General features: G+C 40.2%; 32 protein-coding genes and 1 rRNA gene. 9 read left to right on the top strand and 24 right to left on the bottom strand.

What is annotated here, in order from left to right; translation table 11 throughout:
- The 19 genes from H5092_RS18910 to H5092_RS18820 all read right to left on the bottom strand — a co-directional run.
- A 16S ribosomal RNA gene (locus H5092_RS18910) occupies window positions 1-202 on the bottom strand; the annotation flags it as partial.
- A 1132-nt stretch (window positions 203-1334) separates the two neighbouring features.
- A complete protein-coding gene (rplQ, locus tag H5092_RS18905; protein ID WP_002959450.1) occupies window positions 1335-1736 on the bottom strand; it encodes a 50S ribosomal protein L17 in 402 nt (133 codons plus the stop codon).
- Between the two features lie 39 nt (window positions 1737-1775).
- Entirely contained in the window at window positions 1776-2762 is a 987-nt protein-coding gene (locus H5092_RS18900) for a DNA-directed RNA polymerase subunit alpha (protein WP_002959452.1), read from the bottom strand.
- A gap of 24 nt (window positions 2763-2786) precedes the next feature.
- Window positions 2787-3407 carry a 30S ribosomal protein S4 gene (gene rpsD / locus H5092_RS18895; protein WP_002959461.1) on the bottom strand — a complete coding sequence of 207 codons (621 nt, stop codon included), beginning with the start codon at window positions 3405-3407 and terminating at the stop codon, window positions 2787-2789.
- A 21-nt stretch (window positions 3408-3428) separates the two neighbouring features.
- Window positions 3429-3815: a 30S ribosomal protein S11 gene (rpsK, locus tag H5092_RS18890; RefSeq protein ID WP_002959471.1), complete on the bottom strand. Its 387-nt coding sequence runs from the start codon at window positions 3813-3815 to the stop codon at window positions 3429-3431.
- Between the two features lie 12 nt (window positions 3816-3827).
- Window positions 3828-4184, bottom strand: coding sequence for a 30S ribosomal protein S13 (gene rpsM / locus H5092_RS18885; RefSeq protein WP_002959473.1), 357 nt, complete (start codon window positions 4182-4184; stop codon window positions 3828-3830).
- Window positions 4185-4309: 125 nt separating this feature from the next.
- A complete protein-coding gene (gene rpmJ / locus H5092_RS18880; RefSeq protein WP_002959476.1) occupies window positions 4310-4423 on the bottom strand; it encodes a 50S ribosomal protein L36 in 114 nt (37 codons plus the stop codon).
- Window positions 4424-4445: 22 nt separating this feature from the next.
- Window positions 4446-5774, bottom strand: a complete 1329-nt coding sequence (gene secY / locus H5092_RS18875) for a preprotein translocase subunit SecY (protein ID WP_002959478.1) — start codon at window positions 5772-5774, stop codon at window positions 4446-4448.
- A gap of 10 nt (window positions 5775-5784) precedes the next feature.
- Window positions 5785-6219 carry a 50S ribosomal protein L15 gene (gene rplO, locus H5092_RS18870; RefSeq protein WP_002959480.1) on the bottom strand — a complete coding sequence of 145 codons (435 nt, stop codon included), beginning with the start codon at window positions 6217-6219 and terminating at the stop codon, window positions 5785-5787.
- 4 nt (window positions 6220-6223) lie between these two features.
- A complete protein-coding gene (rpmD, locus tag H5092_RS18865; RefSeq protein ID WP_002959482.1) occupies window positions 6224-6406 on the bottom strand; it encodes a 50S ribosomal protein L30 in 183 nt (60 codons plus the stop codon).
- A 2-nt stretch (window positions 6407-6408) separates the two neighbouring features.
- Window positions 6409-6915: a 30S ribosomal protein S5 gene (gene rpsE / locus H5092_RS18860; protein ID WP_002959485.1), complete on the bottom strand. Its 507-nt coding sequence runs from the start codon at window positions 6913-6915 to the stop codon at window positions 6409-6411.
- A 9-nt stretch (window positions 6916-6924) separates the two neighbouring features.
- Window positions 6925-7275, bottom strand: a complete 351-nt coding sequence (gene rplR, locus H5092_RS18855) for a 50S ribosomal protein L18 (protein WP_002959486.1) — start codon at window positions 7273-7275, stop codon at window positions 6925-6927.
- A gap of 9 nt (window positions 7276-7284) precedes the next feature.
- Window positions 7285-7818 (bottom strand): 50S ribosomal protein L6, encoded by a 534-nt coding sequence (gene rplF / locus H5092_RS18850; protein ID WP_002959488.1) that lies wholly within the window; start codon window positions 7816-7818, stop codon window positions 7285-7287.
- Window positions 7819-7831: 13 nt separating this feature from the next.
- On the bottom strand, window positions 7832-8224 hold the full coding sequence (gene rpsH / locus H5092_RS18845; RefSeq protein WP_002959491.1) for a 30S ribosomal protein S8: 393 nt from the start codon (window positions 8222-8224) through the stop codon (window positions 7832-7834).
- A 21-nt stretch (window positions 8225-8245) separates the two neighbouring features.
- Window positions 8246-8551: a 30S ribosomal protein S14 gene (gene rpsN / locus H5092_RS18840; protein ID WP_006794245.1), complete on the bottom strand. Its 306-nt coding sequence runs from the start codon at window positions 8549-8551 to the stop codon at window positions 8246-8248.
- A gap of 10 nt (window positions 8552-8561) precedes the next feature.
- Window positions 8562-9101: a 50S ribosomal protein L5 gene (gene rplE / locus H5092_RS18835; RefSeq protein ID WP_010554915.1), complete on the bottom strand. Its 540-nt coding sequence runs from the start codon at window positions 9099-9101 to the stop codon at window positions 8562-8564.
- A 16-nt stretch (window positions 9102-9117) separates the two neighbouring features.
- Entirely contained in the window at window positions 9118-9432 is a 315-nt protein-coding gene (gene rplX, locus H5092_RS18830) for a 50S ribosomal protein L24 (protein WP_002959496.1), read from the bottom strand.
- Between the two features lie 10 nt (window positions 9433-9442).
- A complete protein-coding gene (gene rplN, locus H5092_RS18825; protein ID WP_002959498.1) occupies window positions 9443-9811 on the bottom strand; it encodes a 50S ribosomal protein L14 in 369 nt (122 codons plus the stop codon).
- Window positions 9812-10083: 272 nt separating this feature from the next.
- On the bottom strand, window positions 10084-12054 hold the full coding sequence (locus tag H5092_RS18820) for an AsmA family protein (protein ID WP_165744187.1): 1971 nt from the start codon (window positions 12052-12054) through the stop codon (window positions 10084-10086).
- 232 nt (window positions 12055-12286) lie between these two features.
- Between H5092_RS18820 and H5092_RS18815 the strand changes: the two genes are divergently transcribed.
- The 8 genes from H5092_RS18815 (at window position 12287) to H5092_RS18780 (ending at window position 19263) form a co-directional block, all read left to right on the top strand.
- Window positions 12287-12706, top strand: coding sequence for a hypothetical protein (locus tag H5092_RS18815; protein ID WP_182734574.1), 420 nt, complete (start codon window positions 12287-12289; stop codon window positions 12704-12706).
- Between the two features lie 8 nt (window positions 12707-12714).
- Complete coding sequence (locus tag H5092_RS18810) at window positions 12715-12915, top strand: helix-turn-helix transcriptional regulator (RefSeq protein WP_002959505.1); 201 nt, start codon at window positions 12715-12717, stop codon at window positions 12913-12915.
- Between the two features lie 155 nt (window positions 12916-13070).
- On the top strand, window positions 13071-14234 hold the full coding sequence (locus H5092_RS18805; protein ID WP_024606326.1) for a hypothetical protein: 1164 nt from the start codon (window positions 13071-13073) through the stop codon (window positions 14232-14234).
- Between the two features lie 276 nt (window positions 14235-14510).
- Window positions 14511-15197, top strand: a complete 687-nt coding sequence (locus H5092_RS18800) for a TorF family putative porin (RefSeq protein ID WP_024591363.1) — start codon at window positions 14511-14513, stop codon at window positions 15195-15197.
- A gap of 192 nt (window positions 15198-15389) precedes the next feature.
- Window positions 15390-16103 (top strand): YIP1 family protein, encoded by a 714-nt coding sequence (locus tag H5092_RS18795; RefSeq protein WP_182734572.1) that lies wholly within the window; start codon window positions 15390-15392, stop codon window positions 16101-16103.
- Between the two features lie 55 nt (window positions 16104-16158).
- The gene (locus H5092_RS18790; RefSeq protein ID WP_182693252.1) at window positions 16159-17325 is read left to right on the top strand and encodes an efflux RND transporter periplasmic adaptor subunit; all 1167 of its coding nucleotides are present in this window, start codon (window positions 16159-16161) and stop codon (window positions 17323-17325) included.
- Window positions 17325-18032 (top strand): ABC transporter ATP-binding protein, encoded by a 708-nt coding sequence (locus tag H5092_RS18785; RefSeq protein ID WP_182734570.1) that lies wholly within the window; start codon window positions 17325-17327, stop codon window positions 18030-18032. Before H5092_RS18790 ends, H5092_RS18785 begins: the two co-directional genes overlap by 1 nt.
- Window positions 18025-19263 carry an ABC transporter permease gene (locus H5092_RS18780; protein WP_039490486.1) on the top strand — a complete coding sequence of 413 codons (1239 nt, stop codon included), beginning with the start codon at window positions 18025-18027 and terminating at the stop codon, window positions 19261-19263. The genes H5092_RS18785 and H5092_RS18780 overlap by 8 nt, the downstream gene beginning before the upstream one ends.
- A 13-nt stretch (window positions 19264-19276) precedes the next feature.
- On the opposite strand, the gene H5092_RS18775 is transcribed toward H5092_RS18780, so the two are convergent.
- The 4 genes from H5092_RS18775 to H5092_RS18760 form a co-directional block, all read right to left on the bottom strand.
- Window positions 19277-19606, bottom strand: coding sequence for a Bor/Iss family lipoprotein (locus tag H5092_RS18775; protein ID WP_039490488.1), 330 nt, complete (start codon window positions 19604-19606; stop codon window positions 19277-19279).
- On the bottom strand, window positions 19603-19914 hold the full coding sequence (locus H5092_RS18770; protein ID WP_182693249.1) for a Bor family protein: 312 nt from the start codon (window positions 19912-19914) through the stop codon (window positions 19603-19605). The genes H5092_RS18775 and H5092_RS18770 overlap by 4 nt, the downstream gene beginning before the upstream one ends.
- A gap of 183 nt (window positions 19915-20097) precedes the next feature.
- Complete coding sequence (locus H5092_RS18765) at window positions 20098-23676, bottom strand: M1 family aminopeptidase (RefSeq protein ID WP_182734568.1); 3579 nt, start codon at window positions 23674-23676, stop codon at window positions 20098-20100.
- 9 nt (window positions 23677-23685) lie between these two features.
- Window positions 23686-24567, bottom strand: coding sequence for an ABC transporter ATP-binding protein (locus H5092_RS18760; RefSeq protein WP_002959519.1), 882 nt, complete (start codon window positions 24565-24567; stop codon window positions 23686-23688).
- A 187-nt stretch (window positions 24568-24754) separates the two neighbouring features.
- Here H5092_RS18760 and H5092_RS18755 point away from each other — a divergent pair, with 187 nt between their 5' ends.
- A complete protein-coding gene (locus H5092_RS18755) occupies window positions 24755-25432 on the top strand; it encodes a nitroreductase family protein (RefSeq protein ID WP_024604482.1) in 678 nt (225 codons plus the stop codon).
- Here H5092_RS18755 and H5092_RS18750 read toward each other — a convergent pair.
- The gene (locus tag H5092_RS18750; RefSeq protein WP_182734565.1) at window positions 25425-25733 is read right to left on the bottom strand and encodes a helix-turn-helix transcriptional regulator; all 309 of its coding nucleotides are present in this window, start codon (window positions 25731-25733) and stop codon (window positions 25425-25427) included. The genes H5092_RS18755 and H5092_RS18750 overlap by 8 nt on opposite strands.
- Window positions 25734-25862 lie beyond the last annotated feature (129 nt).

Here is a 25862-nt window from a genome sequence, read left to right as displayed (position 1 = left end):
CCCCCTTTGGTCCGTAGACATTATGCGGTATTAGCAGTCGTTTCCAACTGTTGTCCCCCACCTCAAGGCATGTTCCCAAGCATTACTCACCCGTCCGCCGCTCGTCAGCAAAGTAGCAAGCTACTCTCTGTTACCGCTCGACTTGCATGTGTTAGGCCTGCCGCCAGCGTTCAATCTGAGCCATGATCAAACTCTTCAATTAAAAAGTTTTATGTCTTTCGACAGCTCAATGAATTCTGAATTTTTGTTTTTGTTGCCAAAAACGAATTGACTGTGCGTTATTATTTTCACTTTTAAAAAAGTGAAATCAAAACAGCTCAAGGCTGTATCTTTTAATAACATATGGTCACTCAGTTTCAATTGAGACTCTAATTTGTTTGCCTCGCTACCTAAGTAGCTTGGCTGTTAGAACTCAATCTGTACGAGTGCCCACACAGATGATTGCTTTATATTGTTAAAGAACGTTGCGATTATAAAGTTGAACTTTATCTCGCTAGGGCTGCGCATATTACGCTTTCCTGTTTTTTTGTCAACACTTAAATTTAAACTTTCTAAAAAGATTCAATCTAAGTTTTACTTAACACCCTGAGTTGTTCGTGCCTCGCTATGCGTTGGCGTTTCCCGTCTCAGTGGGGTCGCATTATAGGGAGATCCGAAAACAGATCAACCCTTTTTTGAAGAAAACTTGAAATAATGTGTTGTTCGCTGAGTATTTGAGCTAAACGCTCAAAAACACAACTAAACCACCTGTATTGAGAGGTTTATAGAGCTATTTAAAGTCAAAGTTATGGTAACTAGTGATCAGTAGAGACATATTTGGATCATCAATGCTGAAAAAGCCAACCAATAAGTTAAGAGTCGTGTTACTAAAATCATTTGAAATAGTCAAAAGCTGAGATTTAAATTCATTGGGCTATATTTTTATTTGAGAAGTGAGTTTACTAAGGCCCCAATGGTTAGCTTTACTATGAGGTTCTTAGTACCGGTATATAGATAAGAGAACGACCCCATATATCTTCTGATCAGCTCTAATCAATAAAAACTTCGTTAGGGATTGCTTAATGGTAGTTAAATTCGAAGTACTATTATTAATAACTGTAAATCACTATATAAAGTGAAAATACTCTTTAACTAAAACCGGATAGGCTATTTTGGATGAATAGTAAGTAAAGGTAACTAGGCTAAGTTATTAAAACAGCAGTCAAAACAACCTATCGATTCAGAATCTATGAGTCGATACACATAATAGAAGGTAATTACTGGTTCATATAGTTTGACAAATTTTAGGCAAGAAAAAGCCGAGCATAAGCTCGGCTTTTAGGTTTCTTTAAGACTTACTCTGCAGACTGTGCGTCTTCTTGAACTGCTTCGCTAGTCGCTGGGCGACCAACTAGTTCAATATAAGCCATTGGTGCATTATCACCAGTACGGAAGCCACACTTAAGAATACGAGTGTAACCACCTGGACGATCCGCGTTACGTGGACCGATTTCACTGAATAATTTACCAACAACTTCATTATCACGCGTGCGAGCAAACGCTAAACGGCGATTTGCTACACTGTCAGTCTTAGCCAGTGTGATTAAAGGTTCAATTACACGACGTAACTCTTTCGCTTTTGGCAAAGTAGTTTTGATGATTTCATGTTTCACCAAAGAACCTGCCATATTGCTAAACATCGCTTTACGATGGCTACTGTTACGGTTTAATTGACGACCACTCTTACGATGGCGCATGACCCTATCCTTCTAACTAAACTAATATAGTGATTTAGATTATTCAGCTAAGCTTGCAGGTGGCCAATTTTCTAGGCGCATACCTAGAGAAAGTCCACGTGAAGCTAGCACGTCTTTAATTTCAGTTAGAGACTTCTTACCTAGATTAGGCGTTTTAAGAAGCTCAACTTCAGTGCGCTGAACTAAATCACCGATATATTGAATTTGCTCGGCTTTCAAACAATTTGCTGAGCGTACTGTTAATTCAAGATCATCAACTGGACGAAGTAGAATAGGATCGAATTCTGGCTTCTCTTCTTTCTCTTCTGGCTCAGTTACATCACGTAAATCTACGAATGCATCTAATTGCTCAGCTAAGATAGTAGACGCACGGCGGATCGCTTCTTCTGGATCTAAAGTGCCGTTTGTTTCCATATCAATGATTAACTTGTCTAAATCTGTACGTTGCTCAACTCGAGCTGATTCAACCGAGTACGCAATACGTTCAACTGGGCTAAATGATGCATCAAGCAACAATCTACCAATTGGACGCTCATCGTCATCAGAGGATAAACGACTAGATGCCGGCACATAACCACGACCACGTTCAACACGAATACGCATGCTGATCTCGCTGTTATTTGTAGTTAAATTACAAATAACGTGATCTGGATTAGCAATTGTTACATCGCCATCGTGCTGAATATCAGCCGCAGTAACAGGGCCTACACCAGATTTAGTCAGGGTCAGAAAAACTTCATCTTTGCCTTCTAACGTTACTGCTAAACCTTTAAGGTTTAATAGTATTTCAATGATGTCTTCTTGAACGCCTTCTTTCGCGCTGTACTCATGTAATACACCGTCGATTTCAACTTCAGTTACTGCACATCCAGGCATAGATGAAAGTAATATACGGCGTAAAGCATTACCCAGAGTATGGCCAAAGCCACGCTCTAATGGTTCTAAAACTATTTTAGAACGCGTTGGGTTGATAGCGTCGATGTCGACTAACCTTGGTTTTAGAAATTCTGTAACAGAACCCTGCATTTTATCCTCTCTTAACTCTTAACTTTACTTAGAGTAAAGTTCGACGATTAGTTGTTCATTAATGTCCGCAGACAGGTCTGAACGCTCAGGTAGACGCTTAAAGCTGCCTTCCAATTTCTTACCGTCAACTTCAACCCAAGTCGGCTTTTCACGTTGCTCAGCCAACTCTAGAGCAGCGATGATACGTGCTTGCGTCTTAGACTTCTCACGGATTACAACAGTATCTTCTGGAGTAATTACGTATGAAGGAATGTTCACAACACGACCATTAACTAAAATCGCTTTATGGCTTACTAACTGACGTGCTTCTGCACGTGTGCTAGCAAAACCCATGCGATATACAACATTGTCTAAACGTTGCTCTAAAAGCTGTAACAAGTTTTCACCTGTGTTGCCTTTAAGGCGAGCAGCTTCTTTGTAGTAGTTACGGAATTGCTTTTCTAATACACCGTAGATACGACGTACTTTTTGCTTTTCACGTAATTGTAAACCGTAATCAGATAAGCGACCTTTACGAGCGCCGTGCTGACCAGGTGCAGTCTCAAGTTTACACTTAGAGTCGATAGCTCTTACGCCGCTCTTAAGGAACAGGTCAGTACCTTCACGACGACTCAGCTTGAGCTTAGGGCCCAAATATCTTGCCATGTTATTTCTCCTAACCTATTGTTAAACGCGACGTTTCTTCGGTGGACGACAACCATTATGTGGTATTGGCGTCACGTCAGTAATGTTGGTAATACGGTAACCAGCAGCATTCAAAGCACGTACAGCAGATTCACGACCTGGACCTGGACCTTTAATGAAAACTTCTAGATTTTTTAAACCGTATTCTTGAGCAGCAGTACCTGCACGCTCTGCAGCAACCTGAGCAGCAAATGGTGTAGATTTACGTGAACCACGGAAACCTGAACCACCGGCAGTAGCCCATGATAGTGCATTACCTTGACGGTCGGTAATCGTTACAATAGTGTTGTTGAAAGACGCATGAACATGAGCCATACCATCAGCAACTTGTTTTTTAACCTTTTTACGACGAATTGGTGTCTTAGCCATAATACTATCCCCTTATCGCTTAATAGGCTTACGAGGACCCTTACGGGTGCGCGCGTTAGTCTTAGTTCTTTGACCACGTAGTGGTAAAGAGCGACGGTGACGTAGGCCACGATAACAACCAAGGTCCATTAGGCGCTTGATATTTAAAGTAACTTCACGACGAAGATCACCTTCAACAGTGTACTTGCCAACTGCATCACGCAGTACGTCAAGAATTTCGTCTGAAAGTTCACCGATTTTTGTGGTTTCGGCGATACCAGTCGCTTCTAAGATAGCCTTAGAGCGAGTCTTACCTATGCCATAAATAGCTGTTAAACCAATAACTGCATGTTTATGATCAGGGACGTTAATGCCAGCAATACGGGCCACTAACACATCTCCTATATTCGAATTTGGTAATCAAAAGTTTGAAAAGCCCGTAAGGATACTCAAACGAAGACCAAATCACTACTAAAAACACAGGCCGAGAAAACTCAGCCTGCACGACTGTTTACTTAGCCTTGCCTTTGCTTATGCTTAGGCTCACTGCAAATTACGCGTACTACACCAGCACGTTTAATAACTTTACAGTTACGGCATATTTTCTTAACGGAAGCACGTACTTTCATTGCTCAACTCCGTAAACTGACCTTATCGACCGTAGCCTTTAAGGTTCGCTTTTTTCAGCACAGAATCATACTGATGAGACATCAGGTGAGTCTGTACTTGTGCCATAAAGTCCATGATTACTACAACGATAATCAAAACTGATGTACCGCCGAAGTAGAATGGCGTTTGCCACGCCATCGTCATGAATTCAGGCACCAGACAGATAAAGGTTATATACAAAGCACCTGCCAATGTCAGGCGTGTCATCACTTTATCAATGTATTTAGATGTCTGCTCACCTGGACGAATACCTGGGATAAATGCGCCAGATTTCTTAAGGTTATCTGCTGTTTCACGTGGGTTAAAAACCAACGCTGTGTAGAAAAAGCAGAAGAAGATAATGGCCGCAGCTAAAACAAGCGAGTACAACGGTTGACCTGGAGTCAACGTAGTAGCAACAGCTTGTAATACATCAGCGACTGGACCTTCACCTTGGCCGAACCAGCTAGCAATTGTACCAGGGAACAGAATTATACTGCTAGCGAAGATTGGTGGAATAACACCCGCCATATTTACTTTTAGTGGTAAATGCGTGCTTTGGGCAGCAAATACTTGACGACCTTGTTGGCGTTTAGCGTAGTTAACAACAATACGACGTTGTCCACGTTCGAAAAACACTACAAGATAAGTAACAGCGAATACGATTACCGCAACCATCAACAGTACAAAAACATTCAAATCACCTTGGCGCGCCATTTCGACTGTCGAACCAATAGCAGACGGCAAGTTAGCTACAATACCAACAAATATTAGAACAGAGATACCGTTACCGATACCACGCTCTGTTATTTGTTCACCCAACCACATAAGGAACATAGTACCAGTAACTAAACTCACCACTGCGGTGAAATAGAAACCCATACCAGGGTTAACAACTAACCCCTCCATCATGCCCGGTAAGCTAGTAGCAATACCGATTGATTGAATAGTAGCTAGCACAAGCGTGCCATAGCGTGTGTACTGGCTAATTTTTTTACGCCCTTGCTCACCTTCTTTCTTAAGCTCTATAAACGGAGGATACATATGCGTTAATAGTTGCGTAATAATCGAAGCCGAGATATACGGCATAATACCCAGTGCTAACACTGAAGCTCGCTCAAGTGCACCACCACTGAACATGTTGAACATTTCAACAATGGTGCCCTTTTGTTGCTCGAAGAAATCGGCAAGTACAGCGGCGTCAATCCCAGGGATCGGCACAAATGAACCTAGACGGTAAATTATGATAGCACCCAATACGAAGAGTAATCGGCGCTTCAATTCCGAAAGTCCACCTTGTGCACTTTTTGTATCTTGACCTGGTTTAGCCATTAGTACTTCCTTAGTCTTCTACCTTGCCTCCGGCAGCTTCAATAGCTTCGCGAGCACCTTTAGAGGCTTTAAGGCCTTTAACGGTAACAGCGCGTGAAACTTCGCCAGATTTAACAACTTTAACGAAAAGAACGTTCTTTTTAACTAGACCAGCTGCTTGTAACGCGCTTAGGTCTACCACATCGCCTTCAACTTTAGCGATTTCAAAAAGGTTTATTTCTGCAGATACTAAAGATTTGCGAGAAGTAAAACCAAATTTAGGTAGACGACGTTGCATAGGCATTTGACCGCCTTCAAAACCAACGCGTACTTTGCCGCCAGAACGTGATTTTTGACCTTTGTGACCACGACCACCAGTCTTACCTAGACCAGAACCGATACCACGACCAACACGTTTTGGAGCAGTTTTTGAACCTGCAGCAGGTGAAAGTGTATTCAAATGCATCGAATTAACCCTCTACCTTAACCATGTAAGAAACCTTGTTTATCATACCACGTACACATGCTGTGTCTTCTAACTCAACAGTGTGGTTGATACGACGTAAACCAAGACCGCGTAATGTAGCTTTATGTTTCGGTAAACGACCGATAGAGCTTTTTACTTGTGTTACTTTTACAGTTTGATTTGCCATGGTTACCCCAGTATTTCGTCTACGCGAAGGCCACGTTTTGCAGCGATTGACTGTGGAGAATTCATATTCTCAAGAGCCGAAATCGTTGCACGTACTACGTTGATTGGGTTAGTAGAACCGTAACATTTAGAAAGTACGTTCTGAACACCAGTCACTTCTAGTACTGCACGCATAGCACCACCTGCGATGATACCAGTACCTTCAGAGGCTGGTTTCATGAACACTAGTGAGCCAGCATGACGTCCCTTAACAGGATGCTGTAATGTATTGCCATTTAGGTCTACATTGATCATGTTGCGACGTGCTTTTTCCATTGCTTTTTGAATAGCAGCTGGAACTTCACGTGCTTTACCATAACCAAAACCTACTTTACCTGCGCCGTCACCAACTACAGTTAGTGCAGTAAAGCTAAAGATACGACCACCTTTAACTACTTTAGACACACGGTTCACCGCGATTAGCTTTTCAGCTAGATCAGGCTGTTGTTGCTTTGCTTCTACGTTAGCCATAGTCTACTCCTAGAATTGCAAACCGGCTTCACGCGCAGCATCAGCTAGCGCCTTCACACGGCCGTGATATTTAAAGCCACTGCGATCAAAAGCAATCTTTTCGATGCCTTTGTCAGCCGCACGTTCAGCAACCGCTTTGCCAACTGCTTGCGCAGCTTCAACGTTACCGGTGCCTTTAACTGTTTCGCTAATAGCCTTTTCAACAGTAGAAGCAGCAGCCAGTACATTACCCTCAGCATTTACAACTTGAGCGTATATGTGACGTGGCGTGCGGTGGATAACAAGACGCGTTGTGCCTTGTTCAATATAATTTCTACGAGTGCGTTTAGCACGACGTAGACGAGCTGTTTTTTTATCCATCGTCTTACCTTACTTCTTCTTAGCCTCTTTACGGCGTACATTCTCATCTGAATAACGAACACCCTTACCTTTATAAGGCTCAGGTTTACGGTATGCACGAATGTTAGCAGCTGTTTGACCAACTAACTGCTTGTCTACGCCCTTAACTAGAACTTCTGTTTGGCTTGGAGTTTCAATCGTAATTCCTTCAGGAACTGCGAAATTAACTGGGTGTGAGAAGCCAAGAGTTAAATCTAATGTTTTACCCTTCGCTGCAGCACGGTAACCCACGCCTACTAACTGAAGTTTCTTCTCGTAACCTTCATGCGTACCAACAACCATGTTGTTGATTAGAGCGCGAGCAGTACCTGCTTGAGCCCATGCATTAGCTACGCCATCACGAGGTAAAGTAGTAATAACGTTGTCATTTACTTGTACTTCAACAGCGTTGTTGATTGTACGAGTAAGTTCACCGTTTTTGCCTTTAACTGTGATTTCCTGGCCTTTTAATGTAACTTCTACACCGGCAGGAACAGTAATTGGTGCCTTTGCTATGCGAGACATAGTTCCCCTCCGATTAAGCTACAAAACCAATGATTTCACCACCAACACCAGCACTACGTGCTGCGCGGTCTGTCATTAGGCCTTTAGAAGTTGATACGATAGCGATACCAAGACCACCCATTACCTTAGGTAATTGGTCACGTTTCTTATAGATACGTAAACCAGGGCGACTTACACGCTGGATATTTTCAATTACAGCTTTGCCTTCGAAGTACTTCAACTCGATAGAAAGCTCAGGTTTAGTTTCGCCGTTAACAGCGAAATCTACGATATAACCTTCGTCTTTTAGTACTTTAGCTAATGCTACTTTCAGCTTTGAAGTTGGCATCGTTACAGATACTTTCTTCGCTGATTGACCGTTACGAATTCGTGTGAACAAATCCGCGATAGGATCTTGCAAGCTCATAGTCTTACTCCCATGATTCTATTACCAGCTAGCCTTTTTAAGGCCAGGAATTTCACCGCGCATAGCTGCTTCGCGAACTTTAATACGGCTCATGCCGAATTTGCGAAGGAAACCATGTGGGCGGCCCGTAATGTTACAACGATTACGTTGACGTGCAGGGCTAGAATCACGTGGTAAAGCTTGTAGCTTAAGTACCGCGTCCCAACGATCATCTTCAGATGTGTTAACATCACTGATGATAGCTTTTAGTGCAGCGCGCTTTTCAGCGTACTGAGCAACTAGTTTTGTGCGCTTTGCTTCGCGCGCTTTCATAGAATTCTTTGCCATAACCCTACCCTTATTTCTTAAATGGGAAGTTAAACGCTTCTAACAACGCACGGCCTTCCTCATCAGATTTCGCAGAAGTAGTGATAGTAATATCCATACCGCGTACACGGTCTACTTTATCGTAATCGATTTCTGGGAAGATGATTTGTTCACGTACGCCCATGCTGTAGTTGCCACGTCCATCAAAAGACTTTGCACTTACGCCACGGAAGTCACGAATACGTGGGATAGCGATTGATACCAAACGCTCAAAAAAGTCCCACATACGCTCGCCGCGTAGGGTTACTTTACAACCAATCGGGTAGCCTTCACGCACTTTAAAGCCAGCAACAGATTTGCGTGCTTTAGTGATTAAAGGTTTCTGACCAGAGATTGCTGCTAGATCCGCTACTGCGTTATCTAAAATCTTCTTGTCAGCTAGGGCTTCGCCCACGCCCATATTCAATGTGATCTTTTCGATCTGAGGGACTTGCATGACAGAGCTGAAACCAAACTTCTCTTGAAGTTCAGCAACTACTTTGTCTTTATATACTTCATGCAGTTTCGCCATCATTCTACTCCAACTATTAGATAGTTTTACCAGTAGATTTAAAGATACGTAATTTCTTACCATCTTCAATCTTGAAACCTACACGATCAGCTTTACTCGTTTCCGAGTTGAAGATCGCAACGTTTGATGCATCCATAGATGCTTCTTTCTCAACAATGCCGCCAGCTTGGTTCAATTGTGGAACCGGCTTTTGGTGTTTCTTGATCAAGTTTATGCCTTCGACAAAGATTCGACCAGATTCAGTAACAACTGAAAGCACTTTTCCGCGCTTACCTTTGTCTTTACCTGCTAGTACGATTACTTCGTCATCACGACGTATTTTTGCTGCCATGATTGGCTCCTTACAGTACTTCTGGGGCTAGTGAAACGATTTTCATGAACTTATCATTACGAAGTTCGCGAGTCACAGGGCCGAAAATACGTGTACCAATTGGCTGTAAGTTATCATTTAAGATAACAGCAGCGTTGCTGTCAAAACGGATCAGAGAACCATCTGGACGGCGAACACCTTTTCTGGTACGCACAACTACCGCGTTTTTAACATCACCTTTCTTCACTTTACCGCGAGGAATAGCTTCTTTTACAGAAACTTTAATGATGTCGCCAATCGCTGCGTAGCGACGGTGAGAACCACCAAGGACTTTTATACACTGCACTTTGCGAGCGCCGCTGTTATCAGCAACTTCCAGCTGAGTTTGCATTTGGATCATGTTAATGACCTCCGGTGTAGTAATTACAACGTGTCTTAAATTTGTTTAAAATCAAGACATTTCGATTAAATCCCACTCAAAAACAAACGAGTTGTCTCTTAAGGGCGGGCAATTGTACCAGCATTGAGGGGGTAGCGATAGGTTATTTTTTAATTAATTTGGAGTGATGGGAAATTAAAGCTGAGTAATTACGGCTATGTAGCTATTTTACAGATGGTTACAAAACAAACAAGGCTCCTGTAATGTGCCTTGTTTGTTTAAAGTGTAATAAATTAACCGAATAAACCTTTTAATTTATCTTTAATTTTATCTTTTGCTTTGTCTTTGGCTTTTTCTTTTGCCTCATCGACCTTCTGCTTAGCTTCATCTTTGAGCGCATCACCAACATCTAGCTTTATACCTACATCGTGGAAAGGCCCTTTTATACGTAGTGGTATTTTAAAGCCAGTGCTGTCATCGGTAGTTCCCTGACCTTCGATAGATCCAACTATACCTGTAACCAAACGATAGTTGACCGTTGTTTGCGGTAAATCAACGTCGCCTTCACCTGATATTCTAATAAGTGGGCTGATAAGTGATAGGTCGGTATTTTTGCCAACGCCATTAGTAAAGTTAAAACTTCCAGTTAATGCTGAAAAATCTGTTTGCTCAGATTCTTCAAATCCGGTATCAAGCCCTTCAGATGCAGCACCAAAGTTACCTGAAATGAGTTCCTTACCTTTACGAACCATCTCAGCTATATTTGCACCTTTTACAGCTCCATCAGCAAACTCAAATCCAAGCTTTCCATTAAGCGCACCAATAAACGACTTTTGACTTTGGCCAGTTGTGTTTAGGTTCCAATTTAAAGACCCCTTACCCATTAGCTTGTCAAAACCTGCCGCATCCGTTAATAAAGGCTGTGCATCTATTCCAGCTAAGTCAAAGTTAGTTGATATTTTATAAGGTACTTGCTGTGCGTTTACATTGATAACGCCTTTACCTGACCCTTCATAAGCAGAAAAGCTATCTAGGCTTAGTTTTGCAACGCTATTTTTTAAAGCAACAGTAAATTGATTTGCGCCTAATTTAATATCATTGGCTTTTAATCCACTTGAACGAATCACTACATTTGCATCTAGTGAATTTAATGCACTTAAATCAATTTTAGTGTCATCCCATACTATTGGCTCTGCAGGTTTATCTTCTTGCTCTTCTGGCTCTTCTTGTTTGGCCACTGCTTCAGGTAGATACGGGTTTAAGTCAAGCATACCTAAATCAATATCAGCATTTACTGCTAAACGCTTACCTAGGTTAAGCTCGCTCTTACCTTTTATTTCTAATGCGTCTAACGTCGCAACTAAATCTTCTAGATTAAATTTCTCACCTAGTAGGTGCATTTTACCGTTTACACTAAATCCGTTAAATGCATTGTCTTTAGCGTCTAGCTCTACACCTTGCCATTTCGCAATACTTTTAACAGACTCACCGCTTAGTGCTAACTGACCCTTAATATCTTGGCCTTGCTTAGCTATGCTCCCTTCGAACGTTAAATCAACTAAACGAGAATCTAAGGTTTGTTTAACATTAAAAGTAGCACCTTCAATTGCTTTAGCAGGAGTATCTAATTTTATATCAAGATCAAAACGCTCTTGCATATAAGTAATACCCCCTTTTACTTCTAATGTTTTACGAAGTGAAGGAAGTAAAATAGCGAGTTCTAAATCGCTAATTTGTTGTTTGGCACCTGTTTGACCATCTAGATAAGTAAATGTGCCGCCATAAATAGCAACCTCACCTAACTCAATATCAAAGTTATCTGGAAGCTTTATCGCTTCACCTGATTGGCTCTGCTCTTTTGGTTGCTCTGCAACTGCATCAAACAACTGCCAATTGGCTTTACCATTTTTGTCGGTTTCTAATAGAATATTTGGTTCGTTTATAACAAACTTATCTAATTTAAACTCACCACCAAATAATGAAAACCAAGGTATGTGTACAGCAAGCTGTTTCATACTCGCCATATCGGCGCGCGAACCTGATTCCATATTTGCAAAATGCACGTCGTTAAGTTCTAACTTTAATGCAGGGAATACGCTAAGTGTTTTATCACCTTTAATAGTAAGAGTGCGCCCAGTTGTTTGTTCTACCTGTTCTGAAACTTTGTTAAAAATAGTATCAGTAGGGATTAAAAACGGTGCGGCAACAATTAGTGCTATACATAGTAAAAGTATTACACCTACAATTTTAAGTAAGGTTTTCATGATCGTCCTTTCAAACGTGCAAATAATGTTCTTATCATAGCGAGTGTTAGCCTTAAAATCATTGTCGTTCTGATAAAAAAGCTTTTTATTAGATATTACATTCCCATCCTGAATCGCCCCTGAAACATTTTGATACCTTTAGGTTACAAATAAATATTGACCCAATGAAACCTTAAGGTTGCATTGATACCTACAGGTTACATATTGTAAAAATTTTAAAAGGAAATGAGCTATGTCTAATTACGATATTAAAAGAGAAGAAAAATTTATGGGCCAAAATGCATGGTTTTCATTATTCATGGGGGTCACTTTATTAATCATTAGTGTTTACCCAATGCTTAATCAAACATCAGCCCCACTATTGTTTTTAGGAACTGCTGCTTTTTTAGGTTCATTCTTTATGTTTGTGATCAGAGGCGGGTTTACATGGAGAATGAAATACCACCTTACATATAAAGATGAGTATTTAAATACCATCGACACTATTGCCTATAAACATGTCGTGCTTGGCTTACTTTTTAGTATGGGTGGCGTGTACTTACTCTCCGATACTCTTGCTTTAGAAGTATCTCACAGCATGATGGCTACATTTTACCTTGCTGTAATGAGTTTAATATACGGCGTATCAATTCTTTGGCAAAGCAAAGATTAGGAGCAAAAGTGCAAAATAAAATTGCAAAATACCGCAAAGAAGCAGGCCTTTCTCAACAAGACTTGGCTGATCTAATTGCGGTTTCACGTAAGACTATTAGTACAGTAGAAACGGCACGATTTACCCCTTCGGTAATAATTGCTCTAAAAATAGCAAAGCATTTTAATACCTCAGTTGAAAGTCTCTTTGTACTAGATAAAAATGATTGATACATGTTAAAGCGTTAGTCTCATTCTATTAGCAAAAACACCGATTTAGCTACTTCAATTACAACGTATGGAGGACAGCGCTGTTGTTATTAACGTAATTGCGCTAAAATAGACCAGCAAAAAAATATATATCTAAACCGGAGATTCTACAAGGCATGAAAAAACTGCTAATTTCACCGTCAAAAATGACGCTAGGCGAACAAGAAAATCAAATCTATCAGAACATTCTGAAGCAATCTTCAGAATTAAGCCTTAACCTTATGGCCGTGAAAGTAGAAAACCACCCTGATGATTTTTTACCTTGGTGTTACGAATTGCTAAGTGCAAGCAGAGATCGTATGAACTACGATTTACTAGAGCCGCAGCAATTACCAGTACTTAAGAAGCTACACGATCAGCTTATTTCAGCTATCAGCTTTTTACAGGTTAAAACTTTACGTATTGCTCCGTGGCCTGTAGTAAGTGTATTTGTAGAACAACACAAAGACGTTATTGCTCTTGATGAACAGCTTCGCTTAGTAGACTACATTAAAAGCATTCGTGAACAATCTCTTAAAGATATGATTCCTGAAGATTTACTTGCGTTTAGCGGTAAGCACATGGCATCACTTGATCCAAGCACATACAACTTTGACGTTGAATGGTTTGCATCAACAAAAAGTGCGAAGAGTTTTCATCAAATGCTTGGCGATTTACCAGGTGCCTTTGACGATGCACTAGTAAATATTCCACTTGAAGGTGACATTACTCAATACGAATATCAACAATTTGTTGCTGCTTATTCAAAAATATTCACCGACAATAATGAAAAACCAACACTTGCGCCTGCAACACGACTGCTTGCAATGCGTCGCCCTGATATATTTACTCCGATCACAAACAATCGATTAGATGCATTATGCGGTGCCCTTGGTGTTTCTAAACTAAAAAATAGTGATTTTGAGCGTTACTGGCAAGATATTGTAAAAGGTATTCAAGCTATGTCATGGTACAAAATGGCTAAACCTAGTAATGAGTTAGAAGAACAATTAGTTGCTATTAAAGCACTAATCCCATGTTTCTTTCACTATGCTGATGCAAAAACACCAGATAACTCTAACTACATCAAACTGTTAAGTAAGCCTAAACGAACTACAACTACGACAGGTAAAACTCAGCGTAGAGGTAAAGAGTCTGCAGAAATTTTAGTAGACCGCGCACTTGCTGCTGACGATATTCCTGAGCACATTCGCAGTAAGCGCGATTCAATTGTGAGTGAAGTTCAAAAAGGTCGTAGTGTAAACGAAACAATTAGCCTTATGCGCACTATATTCGGCTAAAAACTTCTAATTTAGCCGTACTTTTATGGTGCGGCTAGGTTAATTTATGCACCAGCAGTGTGCGCAACATCTTCCTATATACCATTTCTCTTCTCAATCTATAAATCACAAGCCCATGTTTTTAATGTATAAAAATAATTTTTAATAAAAAATAATGAAGCTGGCACATACAGTGCAATTATCCCGTTAGTTAAACAATAAAAAGCCGTCAGCCTAAAGGTTCCGAATACATAATAAAAACCTTGGCGAGCAAAAATCATATAACGGGAAATGGACATGCTAAAACTAAAAAAAACCATCGCTATAAGTGCTATAGCATTAATGGGCGCAACATCTTTAACGTCAACAGCCGTACATGCTGAAGTAACAGCAAACGCAGCGGCAACATCAAACTACTTATGGCGTGGTCAAGAGCAAACTGGGGGCGATGCAGCTATTTCAGGCGGTATTGATTACGCTAATGAATCGGGCTTTTATGCAGGTACTTGGGCTTCAAATGCATCGTGGGCAGATGAAATGACCTATGAGCTTGATTTATATGCAGGCTTTGGTGGCGACATTAACGAAAGCGTTAGCTATGATGTTGGCTATATTTATTACGCTTACCCAGATGCAGCTTCTGAAGCTGACGCAGATTTCTCTGAAATTTACGGTAGCATCAGTGTTGAAGGCTTTACATTTGGTGCTTCAGTACTTGCAACATCAGCTGCAAGTGGTGATGGTACAGACTTTGGTGATTCACTTTACCTGACAGCTGACTACGGTTTTGCTGTTGGCAGTAACGGCACTGAAATGGCACTTCACTTAGGCCACTACTCAGGTGACTTTATTGGCGATGATAATATCTTAGATTACGGTGTATCAATTTCGAAAGATGGGTTCACTTTTGGTTTATCTGATACAGATATGGATGACTCAGATATTAAAGCTTACGTTGCTTATTCTGTAGACTTTAATTTATAAGAAAGAATGTGTTACTTGCTGCAACACGAAGGGCCTTTTGGCCCTTTTCTTGTTTTTGAACAAGACCCCTTACATCTGTTAACAAACCGTTACAATTGAATGAAAACAATACATACATTTTCCTTTATTCTATTACCTAGTCACTGGGCATTTATAACTGCCTAGCCATAAAATAGGTATAAAGGAATAATAATGAAATCACCTAACGCGTTTAGCGCCCTACTCGATATTTATATAAGTCCTAGTAAAGCTTTCAATGGTGTTGAACACGCCAAAGGTTGGTCATGGCTTGCTTTTATAGTCATGTCTTTCGTTTCAATGGCGAGTATTTATATTTTTTATTCCACTGTTGATATGCAGTTTTTGATTAATGAGCAAGTAGCAGCATCAACTATTGATGCGACGATTGGCGAGCAAAAAATGATTCGCCAAAGTATAGAGCAAAATGCAGAAGGCCAAATATGGTTTGGTTTGTTTGGCGGCGTAATTGCGCTGGCTATCATGAATGCATTAATGGCACTTTATTATATGCTTGTGGCTAAACAAGATCCTGAATCAGAACATAGCTACGGAGCTTGGTATGGATTCGCTACCTGGACAATGATGCCAGTTGTTATTTCAAGCCTAGGAACAATTGCTCTTGTACTAAGTGCAAGTACAGATCAAATATCTCAACAAGCCGTATTTAGCTATGCATCTATTAACCAATTAATAATAGGACTTGAAATTGGCCATCCTTTTTATAGCTTATTAGAATCAATAAACTTATTTAGCTTTTGGAGCATTGCGCTGGGAATGATCGGCTTAAAATGCTGGACTAATTTTTCAACTAACAAAGCACTCCTATTCTCTGCTCTTCCTTCAATTATTATTTTTGGTATTTGGGCAATCATTGCAGCAAGTTAACTCTTAAGTGGAGGTAGATACTAGCTCCACATTACTTAATTCACGGATAGATAAAATGAAAAAAGCAATAATCATCACACTCGCTGTAGGCGCATTTATAGCCCTAATTGTGTCAAAGCAAATTTCTGGCGATGAAAAACAAGCCGAAGTAAATATTGCTCAAGTAGAGCTTGGCGACATTGCTGACTCAATAATGGCTTCAGGTAATTTAGTTTTTAATACACAAGTGCAATTACGCTCTGAAGTGACAGGCCGAGTAGATAAAATATTTGTTCAAGAAGGCCAAGGAGTTAAACAAGGCGATATGTTAATGCGCCTTGATACAACTGCTTTTGAATCAGAAGTTTCCCGTAGTAAAGCAATCCTTCGCGCCACAGAAATTGAAATTAAACACAATAAAACACGCCTTGCTAACCTAGAGCGCCAACTTAAAAGACAAAAAGACTTATATGATGTCGGTTTAGGTAATCAAGAGAGCTACGAGAACATTGAAAGCGCACGCGATCTAGCTAAAATCGATATTGAATCACGAATAGAGTCGTACAACCAAGCACAAGCGTCACTACAAATTGCGCAAGATCGCTTAAGTAAAAGTGTATTTAGAGCTCCAATGAGCGGCTTGCTTGCATCTGTAAATATTAAAGAAGGTGAAACCGTTATAGCCGGTACTACTAATATTATTGGCTCTGATTTAATGCTAGTAGCCGATCCTAGCGCTATCTTAGCCGAGCTACGTGTGGATGAAACCGACATTGCGAGCATTAAGCTTAACCAAAAAGCGAATATTTATGCGGCCGCATACCCTAATAAACCATTTAGCGGCACAGTAATCAATATTGGTACTTCAGCTAAAAACCAAGCCGGCTCTCAAGGTTTATCGTTTAAAGTAAAAGTATTACTCGATACTACTGAGCGCCAGCTATATGCAGGAATGAGTTGTAGAGCAGAGATCGCAACAAGCATTGCCGAAAACGGTTTAAAACTTCCAATAGAAGCAATCCAAAAAGAAGACGATAAAACATTTGTATGGCGACTAAATAGTGATAACACCGTTAGCAAAATTGCCGTAACTGTTGGAATATCATCTGATATAGAGCAAGCCATTACTGACGGCTTAAATGAGGGCGACAAAATAGTTATTGGCCCTGCGCGCCCAGTAAGTCTTCTGACTGAAGGTGATGTGGTAAAACTTAAATCAGATGCAGACAAGGAAGAAGCCTAATGTCTGCGGTAATCAAGCTAGAGCATATTAATAAACAATACAAAATGGGCTCAGAGGTATTTAGGGCACTTGATGATGTAAACGTACATATAATGCAAAACGAATACGTGGCGATTATAGGACCTTCTGGTTCAGGCAAGTCGACCTTGATGAACTTATTAGGCTGTTTAGATACACCCAGCAGTGGCGAATACTACTTAAAAGATAAACTAGTAAAAAGTATGACCGAGACAGAGCTTGCTCATCAGCGTAATGAAAGTGTCGGGTTTATATTTCAAAGCTTTAACTTAATACCACGTGCAACCGCACTAGAAAATGTAATGCAGCCTTTAGTATATCGCTTTATCCCTAGCAAACAGCGCAAGCAACAAGCTCTAGAAGCACTAAAGCGGGTAGGTCTCGGTGATAAAGTTAATCATTTATCTAGCCAGCTATCGGGCGGGCAACGTCAACGTGTTGCTATTGCCCGCGCTTTAGTCACAAAACCACATATATTATTAGGAGATGAACCCACAGGTAATCTTGATAGTAAAACGACCCGCGAAATTATGGATTTGTTTGATGAGCTGCATAACGAAGGTCACACTATTATTTTAGTAACACATGAGCAAGAAATTGCCGATCATTGCCAACGCGTGATTCGTTTAGTGGACGGTAAAGTGGTAAGTGATGTAACTAAAGATGAAGGAATCAAGCAGCATGTTTAAATCAGCTCTTGCGATAATGGAAGGCACTAAGGCCGCTTTTTCAGCTATTAAAGCTAATGCAATGCGCAGCGCACTGACCTGTTTGGGCATTATTATTGGTGTTGCCGCCGTAGTTACTGTCGTTGCAGTGATGCAGGGTTTTACAAAGCAAATAAACGATCAACTTGCTGATATGTCGCCAGATGTAACAACAATAAAGCCTTACACCAGTATTGAACTCGAAATGGTTGGTAAAAATGCCAAGCTTACCTACGACGATTTTTTAGCTTTAAAGTCGCGTATAAAAGAAGCTGAAACGCTAACTGCCCTAATGTTTACCTGGCGCTTTTCGGGGGGAGCTGAGTATGGAAATAAAAGCCATTCATCGCGTGTTATCGGTACCGAGCAAGACTATCAAAAAGCGTATCGTACTTATCCTGAACTTGGTCGTTTTATTCGTGCTGAGGACGATGATAAACGAAGAAGGGTCGCATTTATCGGCCCTTCAATCATAGAAAAGCTAAACCTTCCTGAAAACCCAGTAGGTGAATATATAAAGCTAGGTGGTGAATGGTTTAGAATTATTGGCGTTGCTGAAAAACAAGGTAGCTTATTTGGTTTTGACCAAGACGATTACATTAATATTCCAATTAGTACCATGAGTGCTTTAGAAGGCGGAAGTACACAAACTAATGTGCAAATTATGTTTAGGTTAAATGAAGGTACTAACGAAGAACAAGTGCTTGCAAAAATAACTCGTGTATTGCGCCAACTGCATAAACTAAAAGAGAAAGATGAAAACGACTTTGAATTTGAAACCGCTGAAAAATCTCGTGCCCAAATAGATAAATTTACCAGCAGTGCTACAGCTATTACTGCTGGTATTGTTGGCATTAGCTTACTTGTTGGCGGTATTGGTGTTATGAACATAATGCTAGTGTCGGTAACTGAACGCACACGTGTTATTGGTACATTAAAAGCACTAGGCGCAACACCTGGTTTTATTATGTTGCAGTTTTTAGTTGAAGCCGTTGTGCTTTCACTTTTTGGTGGTTTAATAGGACTCATTATAGGATATGGCGCCGCAGGGCTTATTTCGTTTTTAGTCCCAAGTATGCCTGATGCATATATACCAGTATGGGCTGTAATACTATCGTTCGGATTTACATCAATGATTGGGATTATATTTGGTTTAGCCCCTGCTATTAAAGCAGCAAGACTAAACCCTATAGATGCACTGCGTTACGAATAACTATTTTAAATAATTATTTAGCTTTAAATGGTACCTTATTACATTGTACTTCTACTGTTTTAGGGTACCAAGCTGGGCCAATTTGATTCACAACCACCTCAGCTAAACCATTAGTAAACGATTTATACGTATGAACGCTTTGCCACTCCCCTTGTGGGCAATGTTTTGTTAAATCTAACGGCTCTGATCCCTCGTACAACGCAAGTGCAAAATTATGATGCCACTGTGAGCTTTTTAGCGTTTTATTGCTTACTTTGCTCTGCATACCGTTATCAAAGTAAATATTTGTACACCCCGTTAAAATAATCAGTGTGCAACCGGCTGCAAATAGCTTGATGCTCATAATGCCTCCCCTAGTACTTGCTCTTGGCACCACACTTTAATGGTATGAGGCGAGTATATTCCAAGCGTAATTAAACTCAGCGCTCCATCACTAAACGTTTGCTGTGACTGCATTTGAATAACCGGTGTATTTGAACATATTTGTTTTACGTCTACCCGCTGCTCACCCACTAATCCCCATAAATAAAATGGGCGGCTATCTTCGTAATTAGCTTGGCTCGTTATTTTTGCTGTTGCCCGTGGCTGAATGGTTACCGCAGAACAAGCACTGAGGCTTAATGCTATCGCCCCTATAATTAATGGTTTCATACTCTTCCTTATAAACTAAATACCAGTAAGGTAACTTTATAAGAGAACATAAAATATTAGCGTAAAAAGCTGTGGGGAATATGTAGAAACGCTATGAAGTTTTATACAGTTTATTACACATAAAGGCCGCATAAATGCGGCCTTTAAAGTAGTCAGTTTAAGTGGTTAGTAAATAAATAGACTTTAAAACTTAGCTAAGTTGTTTTTACTGTCTTTGTCGACCAGCTTAATGTAAGGATCAACCCCTGCAAATAATGGTTTTTCTTTTACTTTTAGCTCAATAGTATTGGTACCAGATACTATTTGATGCTTTTGCGAGTAAATAACAAAGTCTTCAGCGAGTAAGTTTTCAGGGTCGTCGCTAAATAATGCAATATCAATTAGCTCATCGAGCGGCTGCTCAGTTTCTTCACCTTGTCCATCGGCATGCTGCTTAGTTGCTTCAACGCTCAGTGTTACTGTATAAAAACCTTCGCCATCAACATCATCAGTAACCGACACTTCTTTCATTTCAAGCTCATAAAGCGTTATATATTTAAACTGATCATCAATAAAACGTTGTTCAGCTTGTGTTGCATCTCGCTTTAAATAACTAAGTAAATCAATTGTGGTTGGATATGGCGTTGATTGATATTTAAACTCATTCAAAAACGCTTTAAGTGCTGCATTTAAGCGTACTTCACCTAAACGATCATAAATCGCCATCATCGCAACTGAGCCTTTATTGTAATGAAGGTATTGTTGAGCCTGCGTTTTATATAGTGGCATTTCTTCAAAGGCTTCGCCAGTACGGCCCATTAAGTATTTATCTAACTCGTACTTTAAGAATTTACGAAGTTTCTCGGCGCCAAAGCGTTTTTTTAGCACCATAAGCGCACTGTACTGGGAAAGTGTTTCAGAAATAACAGCACTGCCCTCTACATTAGCCCCTGATACTTGATGCCCCCACCATTGGTGCGCAACTTCATGTGCGGTTACATAGTAAGGTAGGTCAACTTTACTCTCATCTCTTAGGTCTGTAATAAAGCCCATACTTTCTGAGTAAGGTACCGTATTGGCAAAACTTTGCGCAAACGAGCGATACTTAGGAAATTCAATAATACGAAGCTGTCTATGCTGATACGGGCCAAAGGCTTGTGTGTAGTAATCTATTGAGTCTTGAACTGACTCAATCATGCGGTCAACATTCCATGCATGATCTTTGTGGTAGTACACCTCAATATTTACACCGTTATGCTCAACCTTTTTACTTTCAAGCTCTGCCGAAAGCACAGAGTAAAAGTTTATAATTGGAGCATCCATTTCATAAACAAAGGTGCGGCGTCCATCTTTTACACTCTCATTTTTTAAGTAACCTGGTGTAATAGCAAATTGTGACTCATCGGTGCTTACCGTTGCCTTGTAGTTTATAAATCCATTAGCAGGCCCAAACTCATTTTGCGTATAATAGCGGCTGTCTTCTAGTTTATGTGCGCGCTCAAGTTCAGGTAAATCGTGCTTGCGGCGCTCATACTTATCGGCAATTTGAAAATACTTTTGATAACCAAAATTTGGTAATAATTCTCCATTATTTACAAATGTACCGTTGTGCACGAGTTGAGTATCAGATCTTCTATCAACAAAACCGTCGTGTTCACGAGAAACTGAGAGCTCGCCTTCTCGTACTTCATTGGGCATTAGCGGTTGTTCAAACTCAAACCATACTATGCCAAAATCGGTTAAACGCTCTACTATTTTTCCGCCCGCCATTTTTACATCCCAGCTTTTAGATTGGCTAGGCTCGTTGATTAACACACGGGTTATTGGCTCGTTTGCGGTATTGGTAAACTTAATTTTAGCCACGGCATTTAAAGCACGCTTTTTAGGATAAATATCAATGTGTAAGTCAACATCAGTTATTATAGGCAGTGGCAAGTCTTTGTATTGTGAAAACTCTTGCTCATACCTTACTTGTAGCACTTCGTTATCATCACTTGTTACAAACTCGTTGATTACACGGGTGTTGTAATAAATGTTATAACCCGCGCCCACAAATACCAATAAACTTATAACGGCTGCAATCTGGCCTTTTAAAGACATGTTGTAACGCACTAAAGATAAACGAGTACGCAATGATTGCGACGGGCCGCGATGCCATAAAGCAAACCCTACAATAGCTAAAAACACACTCAATGCCCCCCAATATAGGGTATACCAATGCGCGCCTTGTAAAAAATGTCCATAACCATTTATATCAGAATACGGTACGCTACTGCTTTGAGAAAAATGATATATATGATGCTCAAACCCGTAAGCACCCATTACCATTTGAGCAATGTAATACAGAATAAATAAACCCATACCTATGTATTTATTAGGGCTAATTATTTGTAAAAAGAACGCCAATATAGCCATCATAATTAAAGGCAGTAATGTAAGGTAACCCAACCTAAATAAGTACTGACCAAGCTCTAGGTTAAATTGCCCCTTAAATAGCTGCACTGCAATGGTAAACATCATGCCTACTAAATAAAGGCCACAAACTGCAGTGATTAACGCAATAATTTTAGATACCCAAAACACACTGTTATGCACCGGGAAACTGTCAACAATATCACCCATACCACTTTGGCGTTCTCGCCAAACCAGCTCTGCGCTGTAATAAGCAATAATGATAAACATAAACAAAGCGGAGGAGTTTTGAATAATGCCCACCATGTTTTGTGTGAGCGGCCAATCCGTTGTGCCATATGCGCCAATAGGTGCAAAAAGTGGTGCGAGTAACATAGTAATACTGACACCCGCTAAAATCATAAAAGGGGCACTTAATATAACTTGCTTAAGTTCAAATAAGCTGCGCATTACTAATTGCGATTTCGTATTTACCCCTTTTGACTTGTAATTTTTAGCGCTGCTAATAAGTGCTGCTTGTTTGTTTTTTACAAACGTTGAGACAGCGAATTGCTTTTTCTGTTTTTTAGTGACTACGCGATTACCTAACTTTCCGAGGCCAAAAAACATCGCTAAACTTATTGCTACCCATAAAATACGGTTAATTAAAAAATCGCCCGAAAGCGTTAACACTTCAGTATTTTTATCACTTACAGTCCAGTAACGGGTTAAGTCAATTAACGACCCTGTGCCAAATGGGTCTGCGTAAACAACAATATTTCTAAACGCTAAATCGTCAAAATAGATACTCGCCAATTGGTAGGTTATATAAACCACCACGGCCGTTACATATACCGCCATCATGGTTTTAAAATAGACCGCCACACTATTAAAAATAGCACTGAGGACCAATAAGCTTGGCACTGCTAAATATAAAAAAGGCGCTGCGTAATATATAAACTTATTGGGGCCTACTAGCTCGCTATCGAGCCAGCCAACCAACAAGCCAAATTGAGATCCCAAAAATACGCCTAGTGGCACGCTTAAAAACACAATAAGTACAACTAAGTAAGAACCAAAAAAACGCCCTGATTGATAAGCAAGCGGGTTAACGGGCTTACTAAACACCAGCTCATCCATTTTGGTCTCGCTGTTGCGAATCGCTGAGCTTGCAACAAAGTTAACCACTAAAAACATAGCAAGCGTACAAAAGGTAACCGTTAAAACCATAATGGTATAAGGCGAGTTCATATGAACATTAGCCCCACCTAACGGAAACTTACTACTGGAGCTTATAAAAAACGCCATAAAAAAGAATATTAATGAGGTCACATAAAACGAAGGCTGACGCATAAAATAGCGCAGCTCAAACGCTAGCATATTAAAAAACATAGCGCCCCCTTATGCTACTTGGCTGTTACGATGATTAAGCAACGTAGAAAAATACACATCTTCTAGGTTTGCACTGCTGAGCTCAAAACCTTCAGGGGCTTCATTGGCTAATACATGTAATATGGTTTGCCCAGCAAATAAGCGTTTTGAAATAACAGGCAGCTGCGGTTCAAGCTCTAGCGCTTCTTCTTGGCTCATGGCTTTGCGCCAAATTTGGCCTTGGAGTTTATCGGTAAGGGCAATTGGATTGCCCTCTAATAGTATTTTACCGCCTGCCAGCACCGCCATGTTTGGGCAAAGCTCTGCTACATCTTCAACAATGTGGGTCGATAATATAACGACTTTTTGCTCGCCTAAGCTTACTAACAAGTTATGAAAGCGATTTCGCTCTTCAGGATCTAGCCCTGCGGTAGGCTCATCAACGATAAGTAAGTCGGGGTCGCCTAGTAAGGCTTGTGCAATACCAAAACGCTGGCGCATACCGCCCGAAAAGCCACTTACCGCTTTTGAGCGATGTTGATATAAATTAGTATGTGCAAGTAATCCTTCAACCGACTCTTTACGCTCTGCTTTATTATGAATTCCCTTTAAAACAGCCATATGGTCCAGTAAGTCGTAAGCACTAACACGCGGGTACACACCAAAATCTTGCGGTAGATAACCCAAACGTTGGCGCAGAGCCTGTGGGTCTTTAAAAACATCAATACCATCAAAAGTGATTGAACCCGAATCAGCCGACTGCAGTGTTGCAATGGTACGCATTAGCGATGATTTACCTGCGCCATTTGGCCCAAGTAATCCAAACATCCCTTTGCCGATAGATAAATCAACACCTTGTAGTGCATGTACGCCATTATCGTAGGTTTTAGATAACCCTGTTATTGATAGCATTTTTACTTCCTTGAATATGAGTAATTATTTTTATAATGTTTTATACCACAAGGAAAATAGGAACATAAGTTACTTGCTGGTTAAATTTGTAACAACAAATAAACATAATTTAAACTCATAACACTTGCCTGCACTGTATTCACTCGGTATAAAAACCACATATACTTTTTATAAGAAACGAAAAGCCATGCAAGATCACCAAAGCCAGCCGTTAAATGACTTTATAGAATATCCACATGAAGAAATGCTAAATCGTGCTAACGAGTTTTTACAAACCAGCCAACGCCGCCATAGCATTCGCAGCTTTAGCGATCGCCCAGTACCAAAAAATATTATTGAAGCATGTATAAAAGCAGCTGGCACAGCACCAAGTGGAGCGAATCATCAGCCTTGGCATTTTGTGGCTATAAACAGTAGCGATGTAAAAAAACAAATAAGAGAAGCCGCAGAAAAATTAGAGCGTTCTTTTTACGAAGGCAGAGCAGGTGAAGAATGGTTAGATGCGCTAAAACCGTTAGGTACCGACGCCAATAAACCTTATTTAGAGCATGCACCTTGGCTTATAGCTGTATTTAGTCAAAAAAAGGGCGGCGTAAGCAGCGATGATAAAAATACGAATTATTATGTGCATGAGTCTGTTGGCTTAGCTACCGGCTTTTTAATTCAAGCTTTGCACCGCAGTGGTTTGGCAACCCTTACTCATACTCCAAAGCCAATGAGTTTTTTAACCGACATATGTAATCGCGATAAAGATAACGAACGCCCATACATGCTACTTATTACAGGCTACCCAAGTGATGATGCAACAATACCTGCTCATGCACTGGATAAAAAATCACTCGATGAAATAGCTACGTTTATTTAGTATTTTCTTGTCGGCAAAACCACTCATATAGCATAGCAATGATCGACTCAACTTTTGGGTCGGTCAACGAGTAATAAATAGTGTGCCCTTCTCTGCGAGTAGCAACCATATCTGCCTTGCGTAAACTTGCTAAATGCTGAGATAACGCTGACTGTGCTAAAGGTACATTTTTATTTAGCTCACCTACACTTTGCTCACCTTGTAATAAACTACATAAAATCATTAAGCGATTTTTGTTAGCCATTAATTTTAAAAATTGTTCGGCTTGCTCTGCGTTGACAGCTAGTTGTTCAATATTCATTTTTATTATTTCTCTTTTTTAATACCTTTTTAAGTATAGACTTTTACATTAGTAAGTTCTAATATAATTAACATTAGGTTTTACTAATATTAATATGACCATGAAACTAGCGATGCCATTTTATTAATC

The sequence above is a fragment of the Pseudoalteromonas sp. SR41-7 genome (genome assembly GCF_014163935.1).
Classification (GTDB): domain Bacteria; phylum Pseudomonadota; class Gammaproteobacteria; order Enterobacterales; family Alteromonadaceae; genus Pseudoalteromonas; species Pseudoalteromonas distincta.
The sequence above is the reverse complement of the archived record's forward strand: the minus strand, read 5'-3'. Positions and strand labels throughout refer to the sequence as shown.